At 61.7% G+C, this 22,883-nt stretch carries 18 protein-coding genes and 1 pseudogene; 3 read left to right on the plus strand and 16 right to left on the minus strand.

Going from position 1 to position 22,883, the window contains the following annotated elements; genetic code table 11:
- Nucleotides 1–41: 41 nt before the first annotated feature.
- The 6 genes from J3O30_RS19740 to J3O30_RS19765 form a co-directional block, all read right to left on the minus strand.
- A complete protein-coding gene (locus J3O30_RS19740) occupies nucleotides 42–1,040 on the minus strand; it encodes an ABC transporter ATP-binding protein (protein ID WP_207581883.1) in 999 nt (332 codons plus the stop codon).
- A gap of 17 nt (nucleotides 1,041–1,057) precedes the next feature.
- Nucleotides 1,058–1,888, minus strand: coding sequence for a carbohydrate ABC transporter permease (locus J3O30_RS19745; RefSeq protein WP_207581884.1), 831 nt, complete (start codon nucleotides 1,886–1,888; stop codon nucleotides 1,058–1,060).
- Nucleotide 1,889: 1 nt separating this feature from the next.
- On the minus strand, nucleotides 1,890–2,762 hold the full coding sequence (locus J3O30_RS19750) for a sugar ABC transporter permease (RefSeq protein WP_207581885.1): 873 nt from the start codon (nucleotides 2,760–2,762) through the stop codon (nucleotides 1,890–1,892).
- 138 nt (nucleotides 2,763–2,900) lie between these two features.
- Entirely contained in the window at nucleotides 2,901–4,211 is a 1,311-nt protein-coding gene (locus J3O30_RS19755; RefSeq protein WP_207581886.1) for a sugar ABC transporter substrate-binding protein, read from the minus strand.
- Between the two features lie 145 nt (nucleotides 4,212–4,356).
- Nucleotides 4,357–5,307: a sugar-binding transcriptional regulator gene (locus J3O30_RS19760; RefSeq protein WP_207581887.1), complete on the minus strand. Its 951-nt coding sequence runs from the start codon at nucleotides 5,305–5,307 to the stop codon at nucleotides 4,357–4,359.
- Between the two features lie 125 nt (nucleotides 5,308–5,432).
- Nucleotides 5,433–6,011, minus strand: a complete 579-nt coding sequence (locus J3O30_RS19765; RefSeq protein ID WP_207584382.1) for an exopolysaccharide biosynthesis protein — start codon at nucleotides 6,009–6,011, stop codon at nucleotides 5,433–5,435.
- Between the two features lie 294 nt (nucleotides 6,012–6,305).
- Here J3O30_RS19765 and J3O30_RS19770 point away from each other — a divergent pair, with 294 nt between their 5' ends.
- The gene (locus J3O30_RS19770) at nucleotides 6,306–7,223 is read left to right on the plus strand and encodes an ROK family protein (RefSeq protein ID WP_207581888.1); all 918 of its coding nucleotides are present in this window, start codon (nucleotides 6,306–6,308) and stop codon (nucleotides 7,221–7,223) included.
- Here the strand turns inward: J3O30_RS19770 and J3O30_RS19775 are convergent.
- The 10 genes and pseudogenes from J3O30_RS19775 to J3O30_RS19820 all read right to left on the minus strand — a co-directional run bounded on the left by J3O30_RS19775 (nucleotide 7,220) and on the right by J3O30_RS19820 (nucleotide 20,290).
- Nucleotides 7,220–9,130: a family 20 glycosylhydrolase gene (locus J3O30_RS19775; RefSeq protein WP_207581889.1), complete on the minus strand. Its 1,911-nt coding sequence runs from the start codon at nucleotides 9,128–9,130 to the stop codon at nucleotides 7,220–7,222. The genes J3O30_RS19770 and J3O30_RS19775 overlap by 4 nt on opposite strands.
- A gap of 204 nt (nucleotides 9,131–9,334) precedes the next feature.
- Complete coding sequence (locus tag J3O30_RS19780; protein WP_207581890.1) at nucleotides 9,335–12,478, minus strand: efflux RND transporter permease subunit; 3,144 nt, start codon at nucleotides 12,476–12,478, stop codon at nucleotides 9,335–9,337.
- 25 nt (nucleotides 12,479–12,503) lie between these two features.
- On the minus strand, nucleotides 12,504–13,643 hold the full coding sequence (locus J3O30_RS19785) for an efflux RND transporter periplasmic adaptor subunit (RefSeq protein WP_207581891.1): 1,140 nt from the start codon (nucleotides 13,641–13,643) through the stop codon (nucleotides 12,504–12,506).
- A gap of 49 nt (nucleotides 13,644–13,692) precedes the next feature.
- Complete coding sequence (locus J3O30_RS19790; protein WP_207581892.1) at nucleotides 13,693–14,301, minus strand: TetR family transcriptional regulator; 609 nt, start codon at nucleotides 14,299–14,301, stop codon at nucleotides 13,693–13,695.
- A 214-nt stretch (nucleotides 14,302–14,515) separates the two neighbouring features.
- Nucleotides 14,516–14,947, minus strand: coding sequence for an OsmC family protein (locus J3O30_RS19795; RefSeq protein ID WP_207581893.1), 432 nt, complete (start codon nucleotides 14,945–14,947; stop codon nucleotides 14,516–14,518).
- 151 nt (nucleotides 14,948–15,098) lie between these two features.
- Nucleotides 15,099–15,878 (minus strand): SDR family oxidoreductase, encoded by a 780-nt coding sequence (locus J3O30_RS19800; RefSeq protein WP_207581894.1) that lies wholly within the window; start codon nucleotides 15,876–15,878, stop codon nucleotides 15,099–15,101.
- The gene (locus tag J3O30_RS19805; protein ID WP_207581895.1) at nucleotides 15,879–16,769 is read right to left on the minus strand and encodes an aldose 1-epimerase; all 891 of its coding nucleotides are present in this window, start codon (nucleotides 16,767–16,769) and stop codon (nucleotides 15,879–15,881) included.
- Nucleotides 16,766–17,716 (minus strand): L-arabinose ABC transporter permease AraH, encoded by a 951-nt coding sequence (gene araH, locus J3O30_RS19810; RefSeq protein ID WP_207581896.1) that lies wholly within the window; start codon nucleotides 17,714–17,716, stop codon nucleotides 16,766–16,768. Before araH ends, J3O30_RS19805 begins: the two co-directional genes overlap by 4 nt.
- A gap of 17 nt (nucleotides 17,717–17,733) precedes the next feature.
- Nucleotides 17,734–19,239: an L-arabinose ABC transporter ATP-binding protein AraG gene (araG, locus tag J3O30_RS19815; protein ID WP_207581897.1), complete on the minus strand. Its 1,506-nt coding sequence runs from the start codon at nucleotides 19,237–19,239 to the stop codon at nucleotides 17,734–17,736.
- Between the two features lie 66 nt (nucleotides 19,240–19,305).
- Nucleotides 19,306–20,290, minus strand: a pseudogene (locus J3O30_RS19820) (arabinose ABC transporter substrate-binding protein).
- A 210-nt stretch (nucleotides 20,291–20,500) separates the two neighbouring features.
- Between J3O30_RS19820 and J3O30_RS19825 the strand changes: the two are divergent.
- Together J3O30_RS19825 and dgoD are read left to right on the plus strand one after the other, a co-directional pair.
- Entirely contained in the window at nucleotides 20,501–21,256 is a 756-nt protein-coding gene (locus tag J3O30_RS19825) for a FadR/GntR family transcriptional regulator (RefSeq protein WP_207581898.1), read from the plus strand.
- A gap of 64 nt (nucleotides 21,257–21,320) precedes the next feature.
- Complete coding sequence (gene dgoD, locus J3O30_RS19830; protein WP_207581899.1) at nucleotides 21,321–22,469, plus strand: galactonate dehydratase; 1,149 nt, start codon at nucleotides 21,321–21,323, stop codon at nucleotides 22,467–22,469.
- Nucleotides 22,470–22,883 lie beyond the last annotated feature (414 nt).

Genomic DNA, 22,883 nt, shown 5'->3' on the forward strand with positions numbered 1-22,883 from the left:
TCGCCCGGCTCGCATGCCTGCCCCCAGCCCGGCAGCCCGCCTCAGATGGCAAGGCCGCCCTCGTTGAATTTGTGAATACGCGAACGATCCGGCGTCAGATAGACCGTGTCTCCAGCTTTGGCCGCAAAATCGCCGCTGCCGCGCGCTGTCATCATACCGATGCCCTCGGCGTCGATATGCAGGAAGGTGTCGGAGCCGAGATGTTCGGCGACCACGACCCTGCCCTTCCAGTCGCCGCTCTCCATCGACAACAACATATGTTCGGGTCGGATGCCGATCGTATGGGCGCCCAGCTGAGCCGCGTTCTGTCCGTTGATGAAGTTCATCTTCGGCGAGCCGATGAAACCGGCGACGAAGAGGTTGCGCGGGCGGCTGTAAAGCTCGAGCGGCGAGCCGACCTGCTCGATATTGCCCCTGTTCAGCACGACGATCTTGTCGGCCATGGTCATCGCCTCGACCTGGTCGTGGGTGACGTAGACCATCGTCGTCTTCAGCTGCTGATGCAATTCGCTGATCTCGAGGCGCATATTGACGCGGAGCGCCGCATCGAGGTTCGACAGCGGTTCGTCGAACAGGAAGGCCGAAGGCTGGCGCACGATGGCGCGGCCGATCGCGACGCGCTGACGCTGGCCGCCGGAAAGCTGACGCGGCTTGCGCTCCAGATAGTCGGTGAGATTGAGCACGCGGGCCGCATCCGTCACCTTGCGGTCGATCTCCGCCTTGTCGATGCCCGCCATCTTCAGCGGGAAGGCGATGTTGTTGCGCACGCTCATATGCGGATAAAGCGCGTAGGATTGGAAAACCATGGCAAGGCCGCGTTCCGACGGCGCCTTTTCGGTGGCGTCCCGGCCGTCGATGACGATCTTGCCGCCGGAGACGTCCTCGAGCCCGGCGATCAGCCTGAGCAGCGTGGACTTGCCGCAGCCCGACGGGCCGACGAAGACGACGAACTCGCCGTCCCTGATGTCGAGATCGATCGAAGGGATGACCTTGGCTTCGCCGAAGACCTTGGAAACCTTCTGAAGGGTAATGCTGCCCATGTTTGTCTCCCTTTATCTTATTTCACTGCGCCGAAGGTCAGGCCGCGGACGAGTTGTTTCTGGCTGAACCAGCCGAGGATCAGGATCGGCGCGATCGCCATCGTCGAAGCCGCCGAGAGCTTGGCGTAGAACAGGCCTTCCGGGCTGGAGTAGGAAGCGATGAAGGCCGTCAGCGGTGCCGCTTTCGAGGCGGTGAGGTTGAGCGTCCAGAACGCCTCGTTCCAGGCAAGGATGATGTTCAAAAGCAGCGTCGAGGCGATACCGGGCACCGCCATCGGCGTCAGCACGTAGACGATCTCCTTCATCAGCGAGGCCCCGTCCATGCGGGCCGCTTCGAGGATCTCGCCGGGAATTTCCTTGAAATAGGTGTAGAGCATCCAGACGATGATCGGCAGGTTGATCAGCGTCAGCACGACCACCAGGCCGGTGCGGGTGTCGAGCAGGCCCGAATTGCGGAACAACAGATAGATCGGGATCAGCGCGCCCACAGGCGGCATCATCTTGGTCGACAGCATCCACATCAGCACGTCCTTGGTCCGCTTGGTCGGCGCAAACGCCATCGCCCAGGCGGCCGGGATCGCGATGATCAGGCCGATCAGCGTCGAGCCGAAGGAAATGATCACCGAGTTCATGAAGTGGCTGAGATAGTTCGACCGGCTCTGCACCTCCGCGTAGTTTTCTGTCGTCCAGTGGAAGAACAGGAACTGCGGCGGCGAGGCGATGGCGTCGGCTTCCGACTTGAAGCTGGTCAGGAACGTCCAGAGGATCGGGAAGAAGATCAGGATGCCGAGCGTCCAGGCGACCGCGGTAAAAATGACCTTGCGCCGGGTGGTGATTTTTCTGGCCATCTCAAGCCTCCAGATTCTTGCCGACGAGGCGGACGAGGAAGATCGCTACGATATTGGCAAGCACCACCGCGACGATACCGCCCGCCGAAGCGCCGCCGATATCGAACTGCAGGAGCGCCTGGGCATAGACGAGATAGGTGAGGTTGGTGCTGTCGGTGCCTGGCCCGCCGTTGGTGGTGACGAGGATTTCGGCGAAAACCGAAAGCAGGAAGATCGTCTGGATCAGGATCACCACGGTGATGGCGCGGGCCATATGCGGCAGGATGATGTAGATGAATTTCGAGATCGGCCCGGCGCCGTCCATTTCGGAGGCTTCCTTCTGCTCCTCGTCGAGCGACTGCAGCGCCGTCAGCATGATAAGCGTCGCAAAGGGCAGCCACTGCCAGGCAACGATGAGAATGACCGAGAGCAGCGGCGCATTCGCCAGCCAGTCGATCGGCTGCAGGCCGAGGGCCTTGGCAAGATGCGCAAAGAGGCCATTGACCGGGTTCATGAACATGTTCTTCCACACCAGCGCGGCCACAGTCGGCATGACGAAGAACGGCGCAATCACCAGGATGCGCACGATACCCTGGCCGTACATCGGCTGGTCGAGCAGCAGCGCAAAAGCGATGCCGCCGATGACGGTGATCAACAGAACGCCGGCCACGAGCACCAGCGTATTGATCAGCGCCGCGAAGAAGGCAGGATCGGACAGGAAATATTCGTAGTTCAGAAAGCCGACGAAGCTCTCCATGCCGGGGCTGAGCAGATTGTAGTTCAGCAGCGAAAAATAGATCGTCATCGCCAGCGGGACGATCATCCATGCAAAGAGGAGCAGCACGGAGGGCGCAATCATCAGGCGCGCTGCGGAGCGAGTATGCAAGGTTGCCATGGCAATCACCGATCTGATCTGAAGCGGGGAGCGGCCGCAGGAAAGCTTTGTCTGAAAAAGCGGCCGCCGATGCTGTTCGGGCAATCGGCGGCCCAGAGGGGCGGATCGTCAAGAATCCGCCTCTTGCTCAGGAGGTTTTTATTTGATGTAGCCGGCCTTGGTCATTTCGCGAGTGGTCAACTGCTGGGCGGCCTGCAGGGCCTGGTCGACCGAAAGCTGGCCGGCAAGCGCTGCGGAGAACTGCTGGCCCACTGCCGTACCGATGCCCTGGAATTCCGGGATCGCCACGAACTGGACGCCGACATAGGGGACCGGCTTGACGGTCGGCTTGGTCGGATCGGCCGAGTTGATCGAGTCGAGCGTCATCTTGGCGAACGAAGCCGCCTTCTGGTAGTCCGCATTCGCGTAGAGCGAGGTGCGGGTGCCTGGAGGTGCGTTCAGCCAGCCTTCCTTCTCGGCGACGAGGTTGGTGTAGTCCTTGCTCGTTGCCCAGGCGACGAACTTCTCAGCGGCTTCGACCTTCTGCGAACCTGCCGGGATGGCGAGGTTCCAGGCCCAGAGCCAGTTGCCACGCTTGCCGAGGCCCTTGTCCGGGGCGAGCGCGAAGCCGACCTTGTCGGCGACCTGCGACTGCTTCGGATCGGCGACGAAGGAAGCGGCAACCGTTGCGTCGATCCACATGCCGCACTTGCCGGTCTGGAAGAGCGCCAGGTTTTCGTTGAAGCCGTTGGAGGAAGCGCCCGGAGGGCCGGCATCCTTCATCAGCTTGACGTAGAAGTCGAGCGTGTCTTTCCACTCGGGCTGATCGAACTGCGGCTTCCACTTTTCATCGAACCAGCGTGCACCGAAGGAATTCGACATGGCTGTCAGGAAGGCCATGTTCTCGCCCCAGCCGGCCTTGCCGCGCAGGCAGATGCCGTAGATTTCCTTGTCCTTGTTGGTGATCTTGCGGGCAGCGTCCGCCACGAAGTCCCAAGTCGGGGCGTCGGGCATCTTCAGGCCGGCGGCGTCGAACAGGTCCTTGCGGTACATGACCATCGAGCTTTCGCCGTAGAACGGCGCCGCATAGAGCTTGCCGTCCGTGGTCAGGCCGCTGCGGATCGCCGGCAGCAGGTCGTCGGCGTCGTAATCCTTGCCGAGGTTGTCGAGCGGCAGCAGCCAGCCCTGTTTTGCCCAGATCGGAACTTCATAGGTGCCGATCGTCAGAACGTCGTACTGGCCGCCCTTGGTCGCGATATCGGTCGTGACCTTCTGGCGCAGCACGTTTTCTTCGAGGGTGACCCATTCAAGGTCGATGCCGGGATTCTTCGCCTTGAAATCATCCGTCAGCTTCTGCATCCGGATCATGTCGCCGTTGTTCACGGTTGCGATTGTCAGCGTCTCGGCCGAGGCCATGCCGGCAAACGCCAGTGCTGAGCAGGCGCCCAGCAGAAAAGTTCTCAATGTCATATCTTCCTCCCAGAAGATGGGGTGTGAGCATTCGCTTCGCTCATGGGCAATTACTCAATAAACGATACAGAATGTCAATCGGCAATCGTTGCTGCAGTGCCGAAGGAGGTAGTTATCTCATTGATTTAAATCTCGTATTTTTTGCTCAATTCCTGAGCAAAAACTCAGCAGTCTCTTCGTCAGTAATCAGAGCGTTGATTTGATGGCCGACAACGGCGGCCCTGATCGCCTTGAACTTGCGCTTGCCCTTGGCCAGCCCAATGACCATCGACGCGTCGCGGGACGGAATCGGCGCCGACGCGACGCGCTCGTTGATCGGGTTGTCGAGCAACCCGCCGTCGACGTCGAAGATCCAGCCGCAGATCTCGCCGACCGCCCCGCCGCGCATCAGCTCCATCATCTCGTCCTTCTCGAGAAAACCGTCGACGCAGAGCGGCCCGTCGATGCCGAGCTCACCGATGCCGACGAAGGTGACATCGGCTTGCGCGCTGATGTCAAGCGTCGAGCGCACCAGTTGCTGGCCATGCAGCAGTTCCCGCTCTTCCGCCGAGGTGACAAGCACCGGCAACGGCATCGGATAGTGCCGCGCTTTCACGGCATCGGCCATGCTGAAGATGACATTGTAATAAGCCGCCGATCCGTCCGGGGCGATATTGCCGGTCAGCGAGACGATACGGTGGTGGGGACATTCGATCGCCGGAAGCTGGTCGACGGCCGCCTTCAGCGTCCGGCCGGTACCGACGGCAAGCACGATCGGCTCGGCCCGTTTCAGCCACCGCTCGATCTCGGCCGCGGCCGCCTCGGCAATGCCGACCGTCGCCGAGGACCCGGAATCACTCGGCACCACCTCCACATGTTTCAGCCCGAATTTCCGCCGAAGTTGACTGGCGAGTTCCAGGCAGGCGGCGATCGGATGATCCAGACGCACCTTGATCAGACGTTCGGCAACCGCCAAAGATACCAGCCGCTGCGCCGATTGCCGCGAGATCCCCATCGCGGCGGCGATTTCATCCTGCGTACGCCCGGCGACGTAATAGAGCCAGCCGGCACGCGCCGCATCGTCGAGCCGTGCAGGGGTCTCGGATCTTTTTGCCATTGAATGCCTACCACGCAAAGTGAGCCGGCGTGCCGCCGCCGAACATGATTTGAATCTGTAACCGCCAGATCAAAACAAAATTCCGGCAAATGTCGAGCCTGTTGAAAGGAACCCTGCAGAAATGCTCAGGCAAACCATTGTAAGACGAGATAGATCGCCGCCTTCACGAGACCGTAAATCACGCCGCCGGCAACGACCAGCGACACCGCCGTCATCACGAAGCCGATCAGGGCGAAGAGCCCGTCACGGCCCGATATGCCGAAAGCGAAGACCGAGATCGTGATCGCCGGCAGGATGTTGCCGAGCGGGACCGGTAGCAGCAGCACGATCGACAGCAGCAGGCACGCGGCCCCGGCGAGATATTCCGCTGGCGGCTCGGCAAAGATCGCAAGCCTTGGCTTCAGCATGCGCTCCGCCCAGGCGAGCCAGCGGTGGATGCGGCCGACAATGGTCTCGAAATCCTCCCGCCGCATAGAACGGTCGGCAATTATCCTCGGAAGCCAGGGTTTCAGCCCAAAGGTCAACTGCGCGGCCAGGAAGACGAGCGGAGCGCCGAGCACTGCCGAAGTGCCGGGCGGCGTGGGAAAAGCGTTCGGCAGCGCGAAGATCAGCATCAACGCGCTGATCGCCCTGTCGCCCATCGTCTGGAACAGGTCGCCGATCGAAATCCGCTCCCGGCTCCGGTCGGCGGCCAGCTGACGCAGGATGGATGAGAGGCGGCGGCCTTTGGGACGGGGTGGACGTGGTCTTCTGCGTCTATGGGAATCGGCGTTTTCGATGGTCATGATACCAGTAGATGATGGAAGTACAGGCGCAGATTTTGGCCGCGCAATATGCCAATTGAATGACTTGTGAGACAGGAATAGCTGTTGGTGGCGATTTGGCTCGATCATTCCTCTTCGCGCCGCAAGCGCGTGGCGCGCGGCGGAATGAAGGCTTGTAATTCCCCGCCAACAGTGCGAGCAGACATCACAGACCAGAGAAACGGCAGGGTGGCAATGATCATTTCATTCGACATCGGCGGCTCCGCCATCAAGGGTGGCATCGCTCGCTCCGAGACGGACATCGTCCCCCTCGGCCGGCATCCGACACCGAGGGATGATTTCGCCGCTTTCGTCGAGACCTTGCGCGCCATCATCACTGAAACCGGCGAAGAGCCGAGCCGCATTGCCCTCTCCATCGCCGGCGTCGTTGATCCCGATACGCAGCGGCTGACCTGCGCCAACATTCCCTGCATCCATGGCCGCACGCTGGCGGCAGATCTCGAAGCGGAACTCGGCCTTCCGGTGCTGATCGCCAACGACGCCGACTGTTTCGCCATGGCCGAAGCCGGCCTCGGCGCCGGTCGCGGCCACCGCATCGTCTTCGGCGCCATCCTCGGCACCGGCGTCGGCGGCGGCCTGGTTGCCGACGGGCGCCTCGTCAATGAGGCCGGCGGTTTTGCCGGCGAATGGGGTCACGGGCCGATCATCGCATCCGCAGCCGGTTATCCGCCTGCCACCATTCCTGCCTATGCCTGCGGCTGCGGCCAGAGGGGATGCGTCGACACGGTCGGCGGCGCCCGTGGCCTGGAGCGCCTGCACAAGACGCTGCATGATCTCGACCTTTCGAGCGAAGAAATCATCGCTCAATGGCAACATGATGAGGAGAAGGCGACACGGACGATCGACGTCTATGTCGATCTCGTCGCCTCGCCCCTGGCGCTGACGATCAACATCACCGGCGCCACCATCGTGCCGGTCGGCGGCGGGCTGTCCAATGTCGAGCCGCTGCTTGCCGAGCTCGATCACGCCGTGCGCGCCCGCATCCTGCGCAAATTCGACCGGCCGCTGGTGGTGCGCAGCCAATGCCGTATCGAACCCGGCCTGATCGGCGCAGCACTGCTGGGATTGAAGGCGGACGTGGTGGTGGCCTAAAGCACCGGCCACATCCGCACGATCGCTGCGAACCGATCCCAGTCCTTGCGCGCCAGAGGCGTCCAGGCCGCCTCGGCGATTGCCGGAAGGCGCGGAAAGACCAGCCGGTTGAAATGGGTGCGCGAGGCGATGTTGCCGCTCCAGATACAGGCCTGGATGCCGCGCATCTTCCCCTTCAGCGCCTCCGGCAACTCGCCCTCGGCCTCGTAACAATAGGTCCGCTCCGGCGGCGTGAAGCCTGCCCAGCTTGCGCCGGGCTCGGACCAGGCTTCCGCCTGCGCCATGTCGAGATAGTAGGCCTGTCCCGGCGTCATCACCACGTCGTAACCTGCCTGCGCCAGTTCGATGCCGACATCGGACCTTTCCCAGGCCATCAACAGCGTGCCGTCGCGATCGACGCCGCCACCGTTCGAGACCTCATTCCAGCCGGCAAGCTTCCTGCCGCGTTCCGACAGCATGCCCTGGACGCGCTTCAGGAAGTGAGATTGCAGCGCGGCGGCGCCGGCCAGTTTCTCCCGCTCCATCAGCGCCTGGCAGAGCGGCGAGGAAAGCCAGGCGCCGGACGCAACCTCGTCACCGCCGATATGAAAATACTCGCCGGGAAACAGCGCCACCATTTCGTCGAACACGTTGCCGAGGAATTCGTAAGTGAATTCGACCGCCGGGTTGAGGGCATTGTTGGCATAACCTTGCGGTGAGCGGTAACTATCCTCAGCCTCCTGCGGATCGACGAGATCGGGTAATGAAGACAGCGCTGCGGCGCTGTGGCCGGGAATATCGATTTCCGGCACCACCTCGACACCAAGCGATGCGGCATGCGCAACGATCCGCCTGACGTCGTCTTGCGTATAATGGCCGGTGCGTGTTTCCGGCCCGTCGCCGTACTGCGCCGCCAGCGCTTCGTCAGGCCCACCCCGTGCGCCGATTTCCGTCAGCGCGGGATAGGCCTTGATCTCCAACCGCCAGGCTTCGTCATCGGTCAGGTGCCAATGGAAAATATTGAGTTTGTTCCACGCCAGGATATCGATCAGCCGCATGACGTCCGCCACCGGATAAAACCGCCCCGACACATCGAGATGACAGCCGCGCCAGTCATGGCGCGGCTGGTCGGCGATCGTGCCGAAATTGGGAAATTGGAAGCGCTCGCGATCGGCGCGGGCGCCGTGCAGCAATTGCGCCAGGCTGATCAGCCCGTATTGCCGCCCCGCTGGGTCCGCGCTCGAAAGCACGATCTCATGCGAGGAGAAACGCAGTTCGTAAGCGAAGGCGGCGATCGATGATTCGGTGACGAAACGAATGGCTCGCCCGCCTTTGACGGCACCGAGCGAGAACGGCGCGCTGTCGGCCGGATAGAGCCGCTGGCAAAGCGCGAGAACCAGGGAGAGCGCCTTGATCGCATCGGGCCGGGTCCTTTCAACGGGATAAAGGACGACCGGCAAGTCTCCCGCCTTCAGCCCGAGCGACAGCGGCCAGGGCAGCAGCGCATAGGGCTCCTCGATCCGGCCCGGCGGCAGAAGCGGCGGCGCCACACCGCCATCCCGGCCTTCGAGCATGAGATCGCCGAAAGTAACCGGAACGTGACGGCCGTCCATAAGCGTCAGATGGGCAGATTTGATACCATCCGTCCTATGTTTCGGTTCGCTGGCCAGCCCTTCGACGGTGAACCGCCAGCGCCCGCCCGGGGCAATGCTCAGCCCGTCGGGCGGCAGGAATTCATGGAAATTCGCAACCTGCCGCGTCCGGCTGGCGCCGTCGCAGACATTTGCGTCGGCAACCCGCGTTGCCGATACATAGGAAAGCGAGAAGCCGGAAAGCGGCTCGGCCGAAAGATTGAAGAGCGTGAAGGTCAAACGCCCGAGACTGTCCTCGATCGGGCTCCAGCTCGCGTCCAAACGATAATCGGCCATGATCGTGCCTCCCCGCAAACTCGTCGGCGGCAATGCATCGCCGAGACGCCGTCTTGCTCTTCCGGCATGTTTTCGCAGCTTAGCTCTTTCGGGGCGGCAATGGAATCGGCACGCAGGTTCAAAGGCGAGCGGGCAGCGCAACGTGGTTTGATGAGAGAGCTGCGACCTCGTAAGGAAAACGGCGCGGCTTTCCCCGCGCCGTCCTCACTCTGCTGCCAACGCCGGCGGATGTCTGTCATCCGCCTCTTCCTGGATGGCGTCGGCATCCTGGCCTAGCTCGTCCTTTGCCTTCGGCTCCCGGCCGAAGAAAAGCGCGTAACCGGCAGGCAGAACCAGAATCGTAAGCACGGTCGCGACCAGGATGCCGCCCATCATGGCGTAGGCGAGCGGACCCCAGAAGACGCCGCGCGAGATCGGGATCAGTGCGAGCACGGCGGTCAGCGCCGTCAGCATGATCGGCCGGAAACGCCGCACGGCAGCACCGACGATCGCCTCCTGCCGGTGCATGCCGGCCTTGATATCCTGGTCGATCTGGTCGACCAGGATGATCGAGTTGCGCATGATGATGCCGAGCAGCGCGATGACACCGAGGATCGCCACGAAGCCGAACGGCGCGCCGCTGATCAGCAAGGCGGCCGCCGCGCCGATAATCCCGAGCGGACCGGTCGCCAGCACCAGCATCGCCTTGCCGAAGTGCTGCAGTTGTACCATCAGCAGCACGATGATGACGGCGAGCATGATCGGCGCCTTGGCGGCGATCGACATCTGGCTTTCCGCCGCATCCTCGGCGCCGCCCTGGATTTCGACATTGTAGCCGGCCGGCAGGCTGTCGCGCATGTCCTTCATGTCGGCATACATCTTCATCACCACGTCGTTCGGCTGCACGCCATCGGGCAACGTCGCCCGCACGGTGATCGTCGGCAGGCGGTTGCGCCGCCATTCGATGCCCTGCTCCATGACCGGCACGACCTTGGCCACCTGCGAGACCGGCACGAAGCCGCCGAAATCCGTCGGCACATAGACCGAGTTCACCGCCGACAGCAGCGAACGGCTGGCATCCGGCTCACGGGCGACGATCGAGACCGTCTCCTCGCCGTCGCGGAAATCGTCGAGTGCCGCACCGGACATGGCGGTCTGCAGCATCTGGCGAACCCGCTGCGAGGTGACGCCAAGGGCCCGGGCGCGGTCCTGGTCGATCACCAGCTTCATCGCCGGCACCTGTTCCAGCCAGTCGTCATGAATGGCGCCGAGCATCGGATTGGCCTGGAAGCGCGCCTTTACCTGATCGGCGATGGCTCGCACTTCCTGTCGGTCCGGCCCCATGACGCGCATCTGCACCGGCCAGCCAGTCGGCGGGCCGAGGAAGAGACGATCGACCTTGCCGCGAATCTCCGGGAAATCCTCTGCAAGAATCGCCCGCAGCTTGACGATCAGCCGCTCACGCGCCGGTTCGTCATTGGCCATGACGAGGAGCTGGGCGAAGTTCGGGTTGCGCAACTGCTGGTCGAGCGGCAGGAAGAAGCGCGGCGCGCCTTCGCCGATATAGGTGGCGATGAACTTCTTGTCGGGATCATCCATCATCTTGGCTTCGAGCGCCTTTGCCTGCACCTCGACTTCCTTGATGCTGGTGCCCTCGGGCAGCCACAGATCGACAAGGATTTCCGGCCGCGACGATTGCGGGAAGAAATTCTGCGGAATGAACTGGAAGGCCCAGAGGCTGGTGACGAAGGTGCCGAGCGTCAGCAGCAGCACGATGACCCGGTGGCGCACCGCCCAGCCGACCGTGCCGCGCAGACGGCGATAGAAGCCGGTGTCGAACGCGTCGTGATGCTCGCCGGCGTGATGGCGCTGCTTGAGGATCATGTAGCCGAGCCACGGCGTGAAATAGACGGCGACGAACCACGAGGTGACCAGCGCGATGCCGACGACATAAAACAGCGAACGCACATATTCGCCGGCCGTCGATGCAGCGAAGCCGACGGGAATGAAGCCGGCCGTGGTGATCAGCGTACCCGTCAGCATCGGGAAAGCGGTCGAGGAATAGGCGAAGCTTGCCGCTTCGATCTTGACCAGCCCCTCCTCCAGCTTTCGCTCCATCATCTCGACGACGATCATCGCATCGTCGACGAGCAGGCCGAGCGCGATGATCAGCGCGCCGAGCGAGATGCGCTGCAGGTCGATGCCGAGTTCGTACATTAGCGCGAAGGTGGCAGCGAGCACCAGCGGAATGGCAATGGCGATGACGAGGCCCGAGCGCCAGCCGATCGACAGGAACGAGACAATAAGCACGATGACAAGGGCTTCGCCGAGCGCATGCATGAATTCGCTGACCGCATCCGTCACCACGTCGGGCTGGTTGGCGATCTGATCGACCGCGACGCCGTAGGGCAGCGCCTCCTCGAAGCGCTGATAGGTCGCCTCGACGCCCTTGCCGACATCGGTGACGTTGAAGCCCTTGGCCATCACGACGCCGACCTGGACGCTGTCATGGCCGTTGAAACGGTACTTGCGCTGATAGGGATCCTCGAGCCCGGAACTGACGGTGGCGATATCGCCGAGCCGGGTCACTTGGCCGCCGGCGCGAAGGCGCAATTCGCGGATATCGGCCGCCTTCTTCACGTCGCCTTCGACGGAGATGCGCACCGAGCGCAGGCCGGTATCGACGGAGCCCGCCGGATCGACATTGTTCTGGCCGTTGATGGCGTTCTGCAGGTCGAGGATCGTCAGGCCGCGCTCGGCGAGCGCCTTGGACGAGACGTCGATATAGATCTTCTCAGGCTGGTCGCCGATGATGACCGCCTTCTCGACACCCGGCGTCGTCAGCAGCATGTCGCGCGCCTCGATCGCGAATTTCTTCAGTTCCGGATAGGAATAGCCGTCGCCGCTGATCGAATGCAGCGTGATGAAGGTGTCGCCGAATTCGTCGTTGAAATAGGGGCCGAGCAGGCCCTGCGGTAGCTCGCTGGAGATGTCGCCGACCTTCTTGCGCACCTGGTAGAAGGCATCCGCTACCTGTTGCGAATTGGTGTCACCCTTGACCTGCAGGGTGATGATCGCACTGCCCGCCCTCGTATAGGACTTGACCCAGTCGATATGCGGGGTTTCCTGTAGCTTGCGCTCGATCTTGTTGACGACCTGATCTTCCATCTCCTGGATGGAAGCGCCCGGCCAGATCGCCTGAACGACCATGACGCGGAAGGTGAATTCGGGATCCTCGCGCTGGCCCATGCGCATCAGACCGAGCACGCCGGTGATGATGATCAGTCCGAAGAGGAAGCGGGCGATGCTCGGATGGCCGATCGCCCAGCGCGACAGATTGAAGGGTCGCTTTTCGGTGGTGGCGTCCATGGTTCCGTTCCCTTTTATGACCTGATCAGCGGACGGTCTGGTCCGTGGTGGCCAGGGCCGACTGCTGGTCCGGCGCCTTCACCTTCAGATTTTCGCTCATGAACTGCGTGCCGGCGGCAACGACGAGATCGCCGGTATCGAGGCCTTCGGTCACATGCACGCCGTCGCCGGTGAAATCGGCGACCTTGATGTCGCGGCCATGCACGGTCGCCGTGTCACGGTCGACGGTCCAGACCATCTGCTTGCCGTCCTTTTCAGCCAGTGCGCTGAGCGGGATCGAGACATAGCTGTTGCCGTTGCTGACGTCGGCCTCGATCGTCGCCGTCATGCCGAGCAACACCTGCGGATCGTTCGGCAGGCTCACCCGGACAGCAAAGGTGCGGGACTGCTGGTCGGCGCTGCCGGACACCTCCCGCACCTTGCCGTCGAGCACCAGTCTGGCATCGGCCCAGAAGCTTGCCTTGACCGTCTTGCCCGGCTTGAATTCGGCAATGTCGTTTTCCGGAACCGCGATCTGCACTTCCTTCTCGCCGTCGACGGCAACGGTGACGACGGCGGCGCCGGAACCGACGACCTGACCGGTATCGGCATTGATTGATGTGACGATGCCGTTCTGACCGGCCTTGAGCTCGGTGTAGCTCACCTGGTTCTTCGCCTGGTCGAGCGCGGAAAGGGCGGCATCGCGCTGCGAAATCGCCTGGTCATGACTGAGCGCGGCCTGTTCGACCTGCGACTTCGGAGCGACACTCTTGTCGAAAAGCTGCTCGGCGCGTTTGTTGGCGAGGTCGGCGGTTTCAACGCCTCTTTCGGCCGAAGCAAGATTGGCTTCCGCCGTTCTGACCGCCAGTTGGTAATCGGTGGCGTCGACGCGGGCGAGAACGTCGCCCGGCGTCACCCGGTCGCCGATATCGACGAGGCGTTCGGTGATCTTGCCCGCGACGCGAAACCCGAGGTTCATCTCCGTGCGCGCCTTGACCGAGCCCGAATAGTCGAGCTTGCGCGTGTCGCCGGCCTTGGCGATCTCGACGACCTTCACCGGCCGGATGACTTGCTTGACCTCAGCCTTTTCTTCCGAGCAGGCGGAAACACCGATGCCGATGGCGCCGACAAGCACAAGGCGGGCGACGGACGGCATGCGATGGCTAAGGGTCTTGAGCGAAAACATCTTCCGCACTCCTGGATCGTTTTGGGGGGTCGGCGGCGGCTGCCGTCCGTTATTTCTTCAGCGCCCTGATCACGTAGTCGATCAGTTCGTCGATGCTCGCGCGGTTCGTCTTGGAGAGACATTGCGCCACCATTTGCGGATGGCAGAGCGTGTTCGTCGCCGCGCCGAAGCAACGCGAGGCGGCGACGGGGTCCTGCTCGGCGAACTCGCCGGCTGCAATGCCTTCGGCGATAATTTCGGCGATGATGTCATGAATGCGATCGATATGTTTTTCGATGACGTGCCAGTCGCGCTCGATCGCGACGACGATCATCTCATGAACCTTCGTCTCATCGAGCATCGTATCCAACGTCCACTGGTGCTGAGTCTCGACATAGCGGCGCAATCGTTCACTGGCGCTGATCGGAAGGTGGCGGACGTCGTAGGCGAGCTGATAGCAGGTGGCGAGCATACGCCCGCAGATCGCCTGGTGGATTTCCACCTTCGAGGCGAAGAAACGATAGACATTGGCCGGCGACATGCCAAGATCGCGGGCAATGTCAGCCACCGTCGTCTTGCTGTAGCCATAGTGGCGGAACAGCCGCTCGGCCGCATCGAGAATGCGGGTAACATTCTCCTGCCGGGTGACGTCCAGTGTATTTTCCGTAATGTCGTCCATGGTTTCGATGCTCGAATTACGACTGACGATTTTTGAATTTCGTCAATCGTAAAATATCAGGCATCATTTGTCAACACACAGGCTGCACCATGCCGATGCGCGTCCTTCTGGTAGATGTGAGGATTTCCTGGAGCGGTCGAACGTTATTATCGAACGCAATAGAAAAATGCCGCGACGCCAAACGCGCGCGGCACCTCGTCAACGGCAACGGAAATTAGCCGAGCTTGACGTCGAGCGTGATCGGAACGGAGGCGAGCGCCTTGGAAACCGGGCAGCCGGCCTTCGCCTTGTTGGCAAGTTCGGTGAAGGTCGCCTCATCGGCGCCGGGAATACGACCGGTGAGCGAAAGGTGGATGGCGGTAATGGCAAAGCCGCCTTCGACGCTTTCGAGCGTCACCTTGGCGGAGGTTTCCATATGCTCGGCGGTAAAACCGGCTTCGCCGAGGATCAATGACAGCGCCATGGTGAAGCAGCCGGCATGGGCAGCACCTATCAGCTCTTCCGGGTTGGTGCCGGCAATGCCTTCGAAGCGGCTGGCAAAGCCGTAGGGATAGTCCTTCAGGGCGCCGCTCTGCGTCGAGATCAGGCCTTTGCCGTCTTTGAGGCCACCGGTCCAATGAGCCGAAGCCGTGCGATTGATCTGCATGCCGTCCTCCTGTTTCTATTGTGCTTTCGAGGGAGCGGCAGGGCGCCGCTCCATGCCTGCGGAAGATCAGATAGCCTTCCCGATGGGCAATATAATGCTCTATCGCGAGAAGACGACAGGCCTGTAAAAATCAGCCGGAATCGAAGCGCTTTCAGGCTGGATGCTGCAGCACGCTGAGACCGCCGTCGATCGTCAGGCAGGTGGCATTCATGAACGGGCACTCGTCTGAGATCATGAACACGGCGGCCAAGGCGATCTCCTCTGGCGTCGCGATGCGCCCGCTGGGATGCAGCCTCATCGTCTCAGCCTTTGCCGCCTCAGGATCTGGGAAGCCGTTCCAGTAATCGATCACTTTCTGCGTCGAGACATAGCCCGGCGCCAGCGCGTTTACCCGGATATTGCGGGCCGCATATTCGAGACCCAGGGATTTCGTCATTCCAAGCAGCGCGTGTTTTGCCAGCGGATAAGGAAATGTGTGCGGGATGATAGTGAAAGCGTGCGTCGAAGCAATGTTGAGGATGACGCCGCCGCCCTGTTCGATCAGGCCAGGCAGCACCGCCTTGCAACAGTTCCACGCGCCCTTCAGATTGATGTCGAAGCAGCGGTTCCATACCTCGTCGGTCGTCTCGAGCGGTTCGGCAAAGACATTGACACCGGCATTGTTGACGAGCGCATTCAGCTGTCCGATCTCTTCATTCGCCTGAGCGACCAATGTCGTGATCGTTCCAGAATCGGTAATGTCGGCCGGCAGATAACCAAGCCGCCCACCGATGCTATTAAGCTCTTTCGCCGTCTTCGCCAGCAGTGCGGCGTCGCGGTCGACGAGAAAGACGGCGGCATCCTCCCGCATAAAAGCCTTTGCAATCGCAAGACCGATACCCTGCGCGGCTCCTGTTATCAGGATGTGCTTGCCCTGCAGGCGGCTGCCCATCTATCTCCCCTCCGATTGAACCGGCAGCGCCGACATCAGGATCGTTACCCCGCCGGCAAGAACCTCCCCCGGCGCAAGCGGCGTCAGCCCACCCAAATCCGGCAGATGGTGGCCGTTCGGCAGGTGGCTCATCGGCTCGAGGCAGAAGAAGTCGCTCCGGTCGACCGGCATATACAGCATGAAGCGATCGAGCGCGCCGTCGGCTTCCAGCGCCGCCTGAATTCCAAGCTCCGGCCAGGCGATTGCCGCCTGCCCATTCCAACCCTCGAAGGCATTGTTCATCCATCTCTGCGGCAACAGCTTTTCGGATCCGAAATCGAAATAGCCGGGCACAGGACCGGGCATCTCAGGCAGATGGTCCGGCCGCTCGTTCCAATAGCGATCGGCCGCAATCGTCAGTCGCGTCTTTGGCGTCCGTGCGAAAAAGGGATGTTGACCAAGCCCGAAGGGGAGAGCCGCTTCGCCGCGGTTTTCGACGGACAGCGTCAGCACCAGTGCATCGCCGGCGAGACGGATCTCCTGCCGGGTAAGATAGGCATAGGGTGAAACCCCGTCGGCGGCGCGGGAAAAGGAAAACTGCGCATGCTCCGGGCTGGAGTCTTCAAGCTGCCAGAGGCTCAGCCAGCCGTCGCCGTGCCGGTAGAGCGGATCGGAAGTATTCGGCTCGAAGGCATAATCGCGTCCGGCAAAGGACATGGCGTTGCCCTCGACGCGATTGCCGAACGGCACCATCGCAAAATTCGCCATCGTCCCATCCGGCCCGCCGGCGGCCACGAGAAAGGGCATGCCTCGAAACGTCGCGGCGGTGACCGCGGCACCCCGGGGGCTGACCCTGACGGCGAGATCACCGTGCCTCAGTTCGATGTCGCTCACGGCTCTACCTTCACTCATCCACGCCGCCCCGCAGCCGAAGATCTCAAATTGTCGAGCAGCACCGCGATCAGCAGGATCAGGCCGCGCACGACATACTGATAGAATGCCTGGATATTCAGCAGATTCATAACGTTTTCAGCAATGCCCATGATCAGCACGCCGACGATGACCCCACTCATTGCCGCCCGGCCGCCGGCCAGCGAGACGCCGCCAAGCACACAGGCCGAAATCACCGAGAGCTCAAGTCCCGTCGCCGCATTCGGCTGGCCGGAGGTGATGCGCGAAGCAAGCAGGATGCCGGCAATGCCGCAGACGAGACCCTGCAGCGCAAAGATCCAGATGCGCATGTTGACGACATTGACGCCGGCAAGCCGCGAGGCCTCTGGATTGCCGCCGATCGCCAGCGTGTTCTTGCCGAAGACGGTGCGATTGAGCACGAAACCGAAGAGCAGAAAAAGGACCAGCATGATCCAGATCGGCGTCGGCACGGTGAGGAAGCGCGATAGGGCAAGCTGGTAGAAAGCAGGATCGTTGATGCCGACGGCGCGGCCGTCCGAGGCGATCAGCGCCAGACCGCGCACGATCTGCATAGTCGCCAGCGTGGTGATCAGCGCATTGATGCGAAAGCGGGCGATGATGATGCCGTTGACCAAGCCGACGACGGCGCCGCAAAGCAGGGCGGCGAACAAACCAAGAGGGATTGAGCCCGTCGCGTTCGAGACCATCACTGCGATCATGCCGGAGAAAGCGACGATCGATCCGACCGAAAGGTCGAAATCGCGCGACGCCAGGCAGAACATCATCGTGCAGGCGACGATGCCGATCGTGACGACCGACTGCAGCAGCCCCAGCATGTTTCGCTCGGTCAGGAAATTCGGCACGAAGAGCGAGACGATGACGAAGGCGGCAGCGAAAATCACCACCAGTCCCTGCTCGCCGAGAAGAATTTTTTTCAACGAATTCATTATCCGTATTCCTGGTCCTAAATGATGCCTGCCGCATTCTTGTCCGGAAGTGCGGCGGTCAGAATGGCGCGCTCGTCGAAATCCTGTCGGGCAACATTGGCCGCCACTCTGCCCTGGCACATCACCATGATGCGATCAGAGATGCCCATGACTTCAGGCAGCTCGCTGGAGATCACCACGATCGCCATGCCGCCGACCGCAAGCTCGTAAAGGATGTCGTAGATTTCCGATTTCGCCCCGACATCGATGCCGCGCGTCGGCTCGTCAATGACGAGGACCTTGATCCCCTGCTCGGACAGCCAGCGCCCGAGAATGACCTTCTGCTGATTGCCTCCGGAGAGATTGATGATGTCCTGTTTGCGCGACGGCGTTCGTACCCGAAGTCGGGCAATGAACCGATCCGCCAGCGCCGCTTCCTGTCTCGGGCTCAGAATTCCGAAGGGCGAAAAATGCCGGCGCGACGAAATCGCGATATTCTCTTCGATCGATCGTCCCTGGACAATGCCGTCGAATTTGCGGTCCTCGGGGCAAAGCACCATCCCGGCGTTGATCGCCGCCTTCGGATTGTTCGGCGAGACGGCAACGCCATCGATCGCGACCTGACCCTGATGCCTGCTATCGGCGCCGTAGAGCAGCCGCGCCATCTCGCTGCGGCCGGCACCGATCAGGCCGAAGAAACCGACGATCTCGCCCTGGCGGACGGAGAAACTGATCGGGTTGCGCAACCTCGGCCCCGACAGGTTCTTGACCTGGAGCCTGATGTCGCCGAGCGCGCGTTCGCGCCATCCCCAGACATTGCTGATCTCGCGTCCGACCATTTCCGAAATGATCTGCTCGCGCGTCGTTTCAGCGATGTCCGGATGGTGGGCGGCGAGCTTGCCGTCGCGCAACACCGTCAGGCTGTCGCAAAGCCTGAAGATCTCGTCGAGACGGTGCGAGACGTAGAGAATGACCGTTCCCTTCGCCTTCAGCCTGTCGATCAGCGAAAACAGGATCTCGCTCTCGCGCGAGGAAAGCGAGGAGGTCGGCTCATCAAGCGCGATCACCCGTGCGTCGAGCATGACGGCCTTGGCGATCTCGACCATCTGCCGGGCGCCGATCGAAAGCGAGGCGACCTTGGCCGACGGATCGACATCGATGCCGATCTCCTCGAGCTTCGAGCGCACCGTCTCGATCAGCGTCTTCGAATGGATGATGCCGCCCTTGGCCGGAAAGCGCCCGAGCCAGAGATTTTCGGCGACCGTCAACTCCGGAACGAGCTGCAGTTCCTGATGGATGACGATGACGCCGGCATGGAAAGCGTCGCGAACGGAGCCATATTCCTGCTCCTCGCCGTCGATCAGGACGCGGCCATCATCGGCGGCCTGATCGCCGGATAGGACGCGGATCAGCGTCGATTTACCGGCACCGTTCTCGCCCATCAGTCCGTGAACGGCGCCCTTCTCGACAGAGAAGGAAACATTCGCCAGCGCCTGCACGCCGGGATAACCCTTGGAGATATTGTTGAATTCGAGGAAAGCCATCGCCGCTCCGCCGAGAAGGATCCGACGGCACGCTGAGCGGCCGCCGGACATATCATCCTGGGATGATCACTCGATGCCAAGATCCTTGCGGACCTTTTCGTAATCGCCACGCAGCGCCAGCGAACCGGAAGTGAGCGTCAGCTTTGCCGGCTCTTTGTCGTTGGCGATCCAGTCGTACATGTTCAGCGCCGTCTCGTAGCCATGACGCTTCGGCGAGATGATGACCGTGCCGAAAAAGCCCGTGGCCGCCGGCTTCTTGAACTCGTTGATCGCCGATTCCGCACCGCCGATGCCGACGCCGATGACGTTGGCCGCCGGAATGCCGACCGATTCCGAAGCGCGGACGGCGCCGAGGACGGCTTCGTCGTTGAGACCGAAGGCGACCCAGTATTTGACCTCGGCATGTTTGTTGAGAACGGTGGTCGCCGCATTGAGTGCCGCTTCCGTGTCCGTCTTCGCCTGTGGCGCGTCATAGATGTTCTCAGCCGGGAAACCGGCCGACTTCAGCACCGCGATCGCGCCTTCGACGCGGTCAACGGCGGTCGGCAGCTGGTCGTAGGAGACCCGGACCGCGCCGACATTCTTCATGTCCCAGCCGCGCTTCTTGATCTCGTCGACGATCGCCTGGCCGACGGTCTCGCCGATTTTCGTAGCGGAGATGCCCATATGCGGCACGTCTTCCAGCGGCTTGCCGTCGGCGCTGACGAGGCGGTCGTCGACCGTCATCAGTTTCAGCTGATTGGCTTCGGCCTTGGCGACGATGCCGGGGCCGAGCTTGACGTCGGGCGTGCAGATGATGAAGCCCTGCGCACCTTGAGCGCCAAGATTGTCGATCGCCGACTGGACCTTCTCGCCGTCTTCGGCGCCGATCTTGAACGACGGTGAAGCCTTTTTCCTTGGCGGCCTGGTCGGCGAATTTCCATTCGTCCTGGAACCACGGCTCTTCGGGCTGCTTGACGATGAACCCTATCTTGACGTCTGCCGAAAATGCCGAGCCGGCGGCCAGAATGGCGAAAGTGCCAGCCAGGATGGCTGCTTTGAACGAGCGCATTTCTCTCTCCCTGAACTCTTAAAACCGAGCAACTGCCTCCCAGGCAGCGTCCAATGAATTATGACAAATCATCATACCAGTCAATTGCCAATGTATGATGATTGGAATAATAGGATTATGTACGAGGGCCTGGAGGAGCGTCGCATAGCGGATCGAATTCGGATAATGAGGTTCGATTGCCTAGCGCCAGAGATAGAGCGGAGAGGTGAGTTGGAAACAATCGAGCGACAGGGCGAGGCCGAAAGCCCTGGTATTGAGAAGCGCCCGCGCGTCCGCCGCAACGTCACGGCGGCAATCGCTCAGGATATCTGTGCGGACCGCTATCCCTCGGGCGCGCCGCTGCCCCGCGAGAACGACCTCTGCGAACTCTACGGCGTCAGCCGCACTGTCATTCGCGAATCGCTGAAAGTGCTGGAATCAAAGGGGCTGGTCCGCGGTAAACCAAGGGTCGGAACCACCGTCTGCGACAAGGACGACTGGAATATCCTCGACGCCGACGTGCTGGAATGGATGGGACCCTACATCAAGGACTTCGACCTGCTCGGCTGCATTCTCGAAGCCCGCCGCACCATCGAGCCGGCAGCAGCCGAATATGCCGCCGAGCGCGCCAGCGCCCAGGAGATCGCCGATCTCGACAATGCCTGGCGGCAGATGCGTGACAGCGCCCATGACCCGGAAGGCTTCACCGATGCCGACGTCATGTTCCACACGGTGCTGCTGACCGCCAGTCACAACCAGGTCTTCCGCCGCCTGTCGAGCGCCATCCATGCGGCGCTGAAATATGCGCTGCATGCCTCCAACATCGGCGTCGAGAATCGCGAGGATGCGGTGCTCGTTCACGGCCAGTTGGTCGAGGCCCTCCGCATGCGCGACAAGGCTGGCGCCCGCGACTGCGCCAACCGCATGCTCGATCTTGCGGTGCGCGACCTTGCCGCCGCCGAAAAGGCGATCGGCAGAACGAAATGATGGATCACCGGAAACCTGCGGAAGTGCCGCTGATCGCAAACCTAAGAAGAGACTGAAGAACGCGATGAAGATCACCAAACTCACCACCTATATCGTTCCGCCGCGCTGGCTGTTTTTGAAGGTCGAAACCGACGAAGGCATCGTCGGCTGGGGTGAACCGGTCGTCGAAGGCCGCGCGCTGACCGTTCAGGCTGCCGTCCACGAACTGGAAGACTATCTGATCGGCAAGGATCCCTTCCTGATCGAGGACCACTGGACCGTGATGTATCGCGGCGGCTTCTATCGCGGCGGCGCTGTTCACATGAGCGCGATCTCGGGCATCGACCAGGCGCTGTGGGATATCAAGGGCAAGGCACTCGGCCAGCCGATCCATTCCCTGCTTGGCGGCCAGCTGCGCGATCGGATCAAGGTCTATTCCTGGATCGGCGGCGACCGTCCCGCGGATGTCGCCAACAATGCCAGGGAGGTGGTCGCCCGCGGCTTCAAGGCGATCAAGCTCAATGGCTGCGAAGAAATGCAGATCGTCGACACCAACGAGAAGGTGGAAAAGGCGGTCGAAACCATCGCCGCCATCCGCGAGGCAATCGGCCCGCATATCGGCATTGGCGTCGATTTCCATGGCCGCGTGCACAAGCCGATGGCCAAGGTTCTCGCCAAGGAACTCGATCCCTACAAGCTGATGTTTATCGAGGAGCCGGTGCTTTCCGAAAACAAGGAAGCCCTGCGCGATATCGTCAACCATACCTCGACGCCGATCGCGCTCGGCGAACGCCTCTTTTCGCGCTGGGACTTCAAGCAGGTTCTTTCGGACGGCTATGTCGATATCATCCAGCCGGATCTTTCGCATGCCGGCGGCATAACCGAATGCCGCAAGATCGCGGCGATGGCCGAAGCCTATGACGTGGCGCTGGCGCCGCATTGCCCGTTGGGTCCGATCGCGCTCGCCGCCTGCCTGCAGGTCGATGCCGTCAGCTACAATGCCTTCATCCAGGAACAGAGCCTGGGCATCCACTACAATAAGGGCAACGACATTCTCGACTACATCTCCAACAAGGAGGTGTTCCAGTATGCCGATGGTTTCGTCTCGATCCCTCAGGGCCCCGGTCTCGGCATCGAGGTCGACGAGGCCTATGTCATCGAACGTGCCAAGGAGGGTCATCGCTGGCGCAATCCCATCTGGCGCCACGCCGATGGCAGCTTCGCCGAGTGGTGAGAGCGCATTTTGCATTGAACTGTCGCACAATGTCTTTTTTTGCGGCGCCTTTGAATTCAGTCGCTTTGCCGAGCCAGTTCTCGCCTCCAAGTCACAACAGCGAACATCGGCGCATCCTGTTGAGGCATACTCAGAGGTGCACTTGTGAGTGTCAGGTTGTCGCCCGAAAAGTCCAAGTATCTGACTTGCTCGCTCCCGACCCAAGGCTCAAACCACGCGATGTCGACGGTGGTAACGAGCCGGTTGGGCGGCTCGACCCTGTATCGACCCGAGTAAGCCAGCATCGAACGGAAAGCTGCTGCCTCATCGGCTTCGGTCTTTGGGCGTGATCGACCACCAGGTGTGATCAGGGCGGACATGCGGCCTTCGGGACTGAACATCACCATTCCAGACGGGCGCTCGCCCCAAGGATGC

The sequence above is a fragment of the Rhizobium sp. NZLR1 genome, assembly GCF_017357385.1.
GTDB lineage: Bacteria > Pseudomonadota > Alphaproteobacteria > Rhizobiales > Rhizobiaceae > Rhizobium.

Excerpts from the sequence above, each read along its gene's own strand:
- J3O30_RS19740 (WP_207581883.1), bottom strand. The coding sequence starts at position 1,040 with ATGGGCAGCATTACCCTTCAGAAGGTTTCCAAGGTCTTCGGCGAAGCC.
- J3O30_RS19745 (WP_207581884.1), bottom strand. The coding sequence starts at position 1,888 with ATGGCCAGAAAAATCACCACCCGGCGCAAGGTCATTTTTACCGCGGTC.
- J3O30_RS19750 (WP_207581885.1), bottom strand. The coding sequence starts at position 2,762 with ATGGCAACCTTGCATACTCGCTCCGCAGCGCGCCTGATGATTGCGCCC.
- J3O30_RS19755 (WP_207581886.1), bottom strand. The coding sequence starts at position 4,211 with ATGACATTGAGAACTTTTCTGCTGGGCGCCTGCTCAGCACTGGCGTTT.
- J3O30_RS19760 (WP_207581887.1), bottom strand. The coding sequence starts at position 5,307 with ATGGCAAAAAGATCCGAGACCCCTGCACGGCTCGACGATGCGGCGCGT.
- J3O30_RS19770 (WP_207581888.1), top strand. The coding sequence starts at position 6,306 with ATGATCATTTCATTCGACATCGGCGGCTCCGCCATCAAGGGTGGCATC.
- J3O30_RS19775 (WP_207581889.1), bottom strand. The coding sequence starts at position 9,130 with ATGGCCGATTATCGTTTGGACGCGAGCTGGAGCCCGATCGAGGACAGT.
- J3O30_RS19780 (WP_207581890.1), bottom strand. The coding sequence starts at position 12,478 with ATGGACGCCACCACCGAAAAGCGACCCTTCAATCTGTCGCGCTGGGCG.
- J3O30_RS19785 (WP_207581891.1), bottom strand. The coding sequence starts at position 13,643 with ATGTTTTCGCTCAAGACCCTTAGCCATCGCATGCCGTCCGTCGCCCGC.
- J3O30_RS19790 (WP_207581892.1), bottom strand. The coding sequence starts at position 14,301 with ATGGACGACATTACGGAAAATACACTGGACGTCACCCGGCAGGAGAAT.
- J3O30_RS19795 (WP_207581893.1), bottom strand. The coding sequence starts at position 14,947 with ATGCAGATCAATCGCACGGCTTCGGCTCATTGGACCGGTGGCCTCAAA.
- J3O30_RS19800 (WP_207581894.1), bottom strand. The coding sequence starts at position 15,878 with ATGGGCAGCCGCCTGCAGGGCAAGCACATCCTGATAACAGGAGCCGCG.
- J3O30_RS19805 (WP_207581895.1), bottom strand. The coding sequence starts at position 16,769 with ATGAGTGAAGGTAGAGCCGTGAGCGACATCGAACTGAGGCACGGTGAT.
- araH (WP_207581896.1), bottom strand. The coding sequence starts at position 17,716 with ATGAATTCGTTGAAAAAAATTCTTCTCGGCGAGCAGGGACTGGTGGTG.
- araG (WP_207581897.1), bottom strand. The coding sequence starts at position 19,239 with ATGGCTTTCCTCGAATTCAACAATATCTCCAAGGGTTATCCCGGCGTG.
- dgoD (WP_207581899.1), top strand. The coding sequence starts at position 21,321 with ATGAAGATCACCAAACTCACCACCTATATCGTTCCGCCGCGCTGGCTG.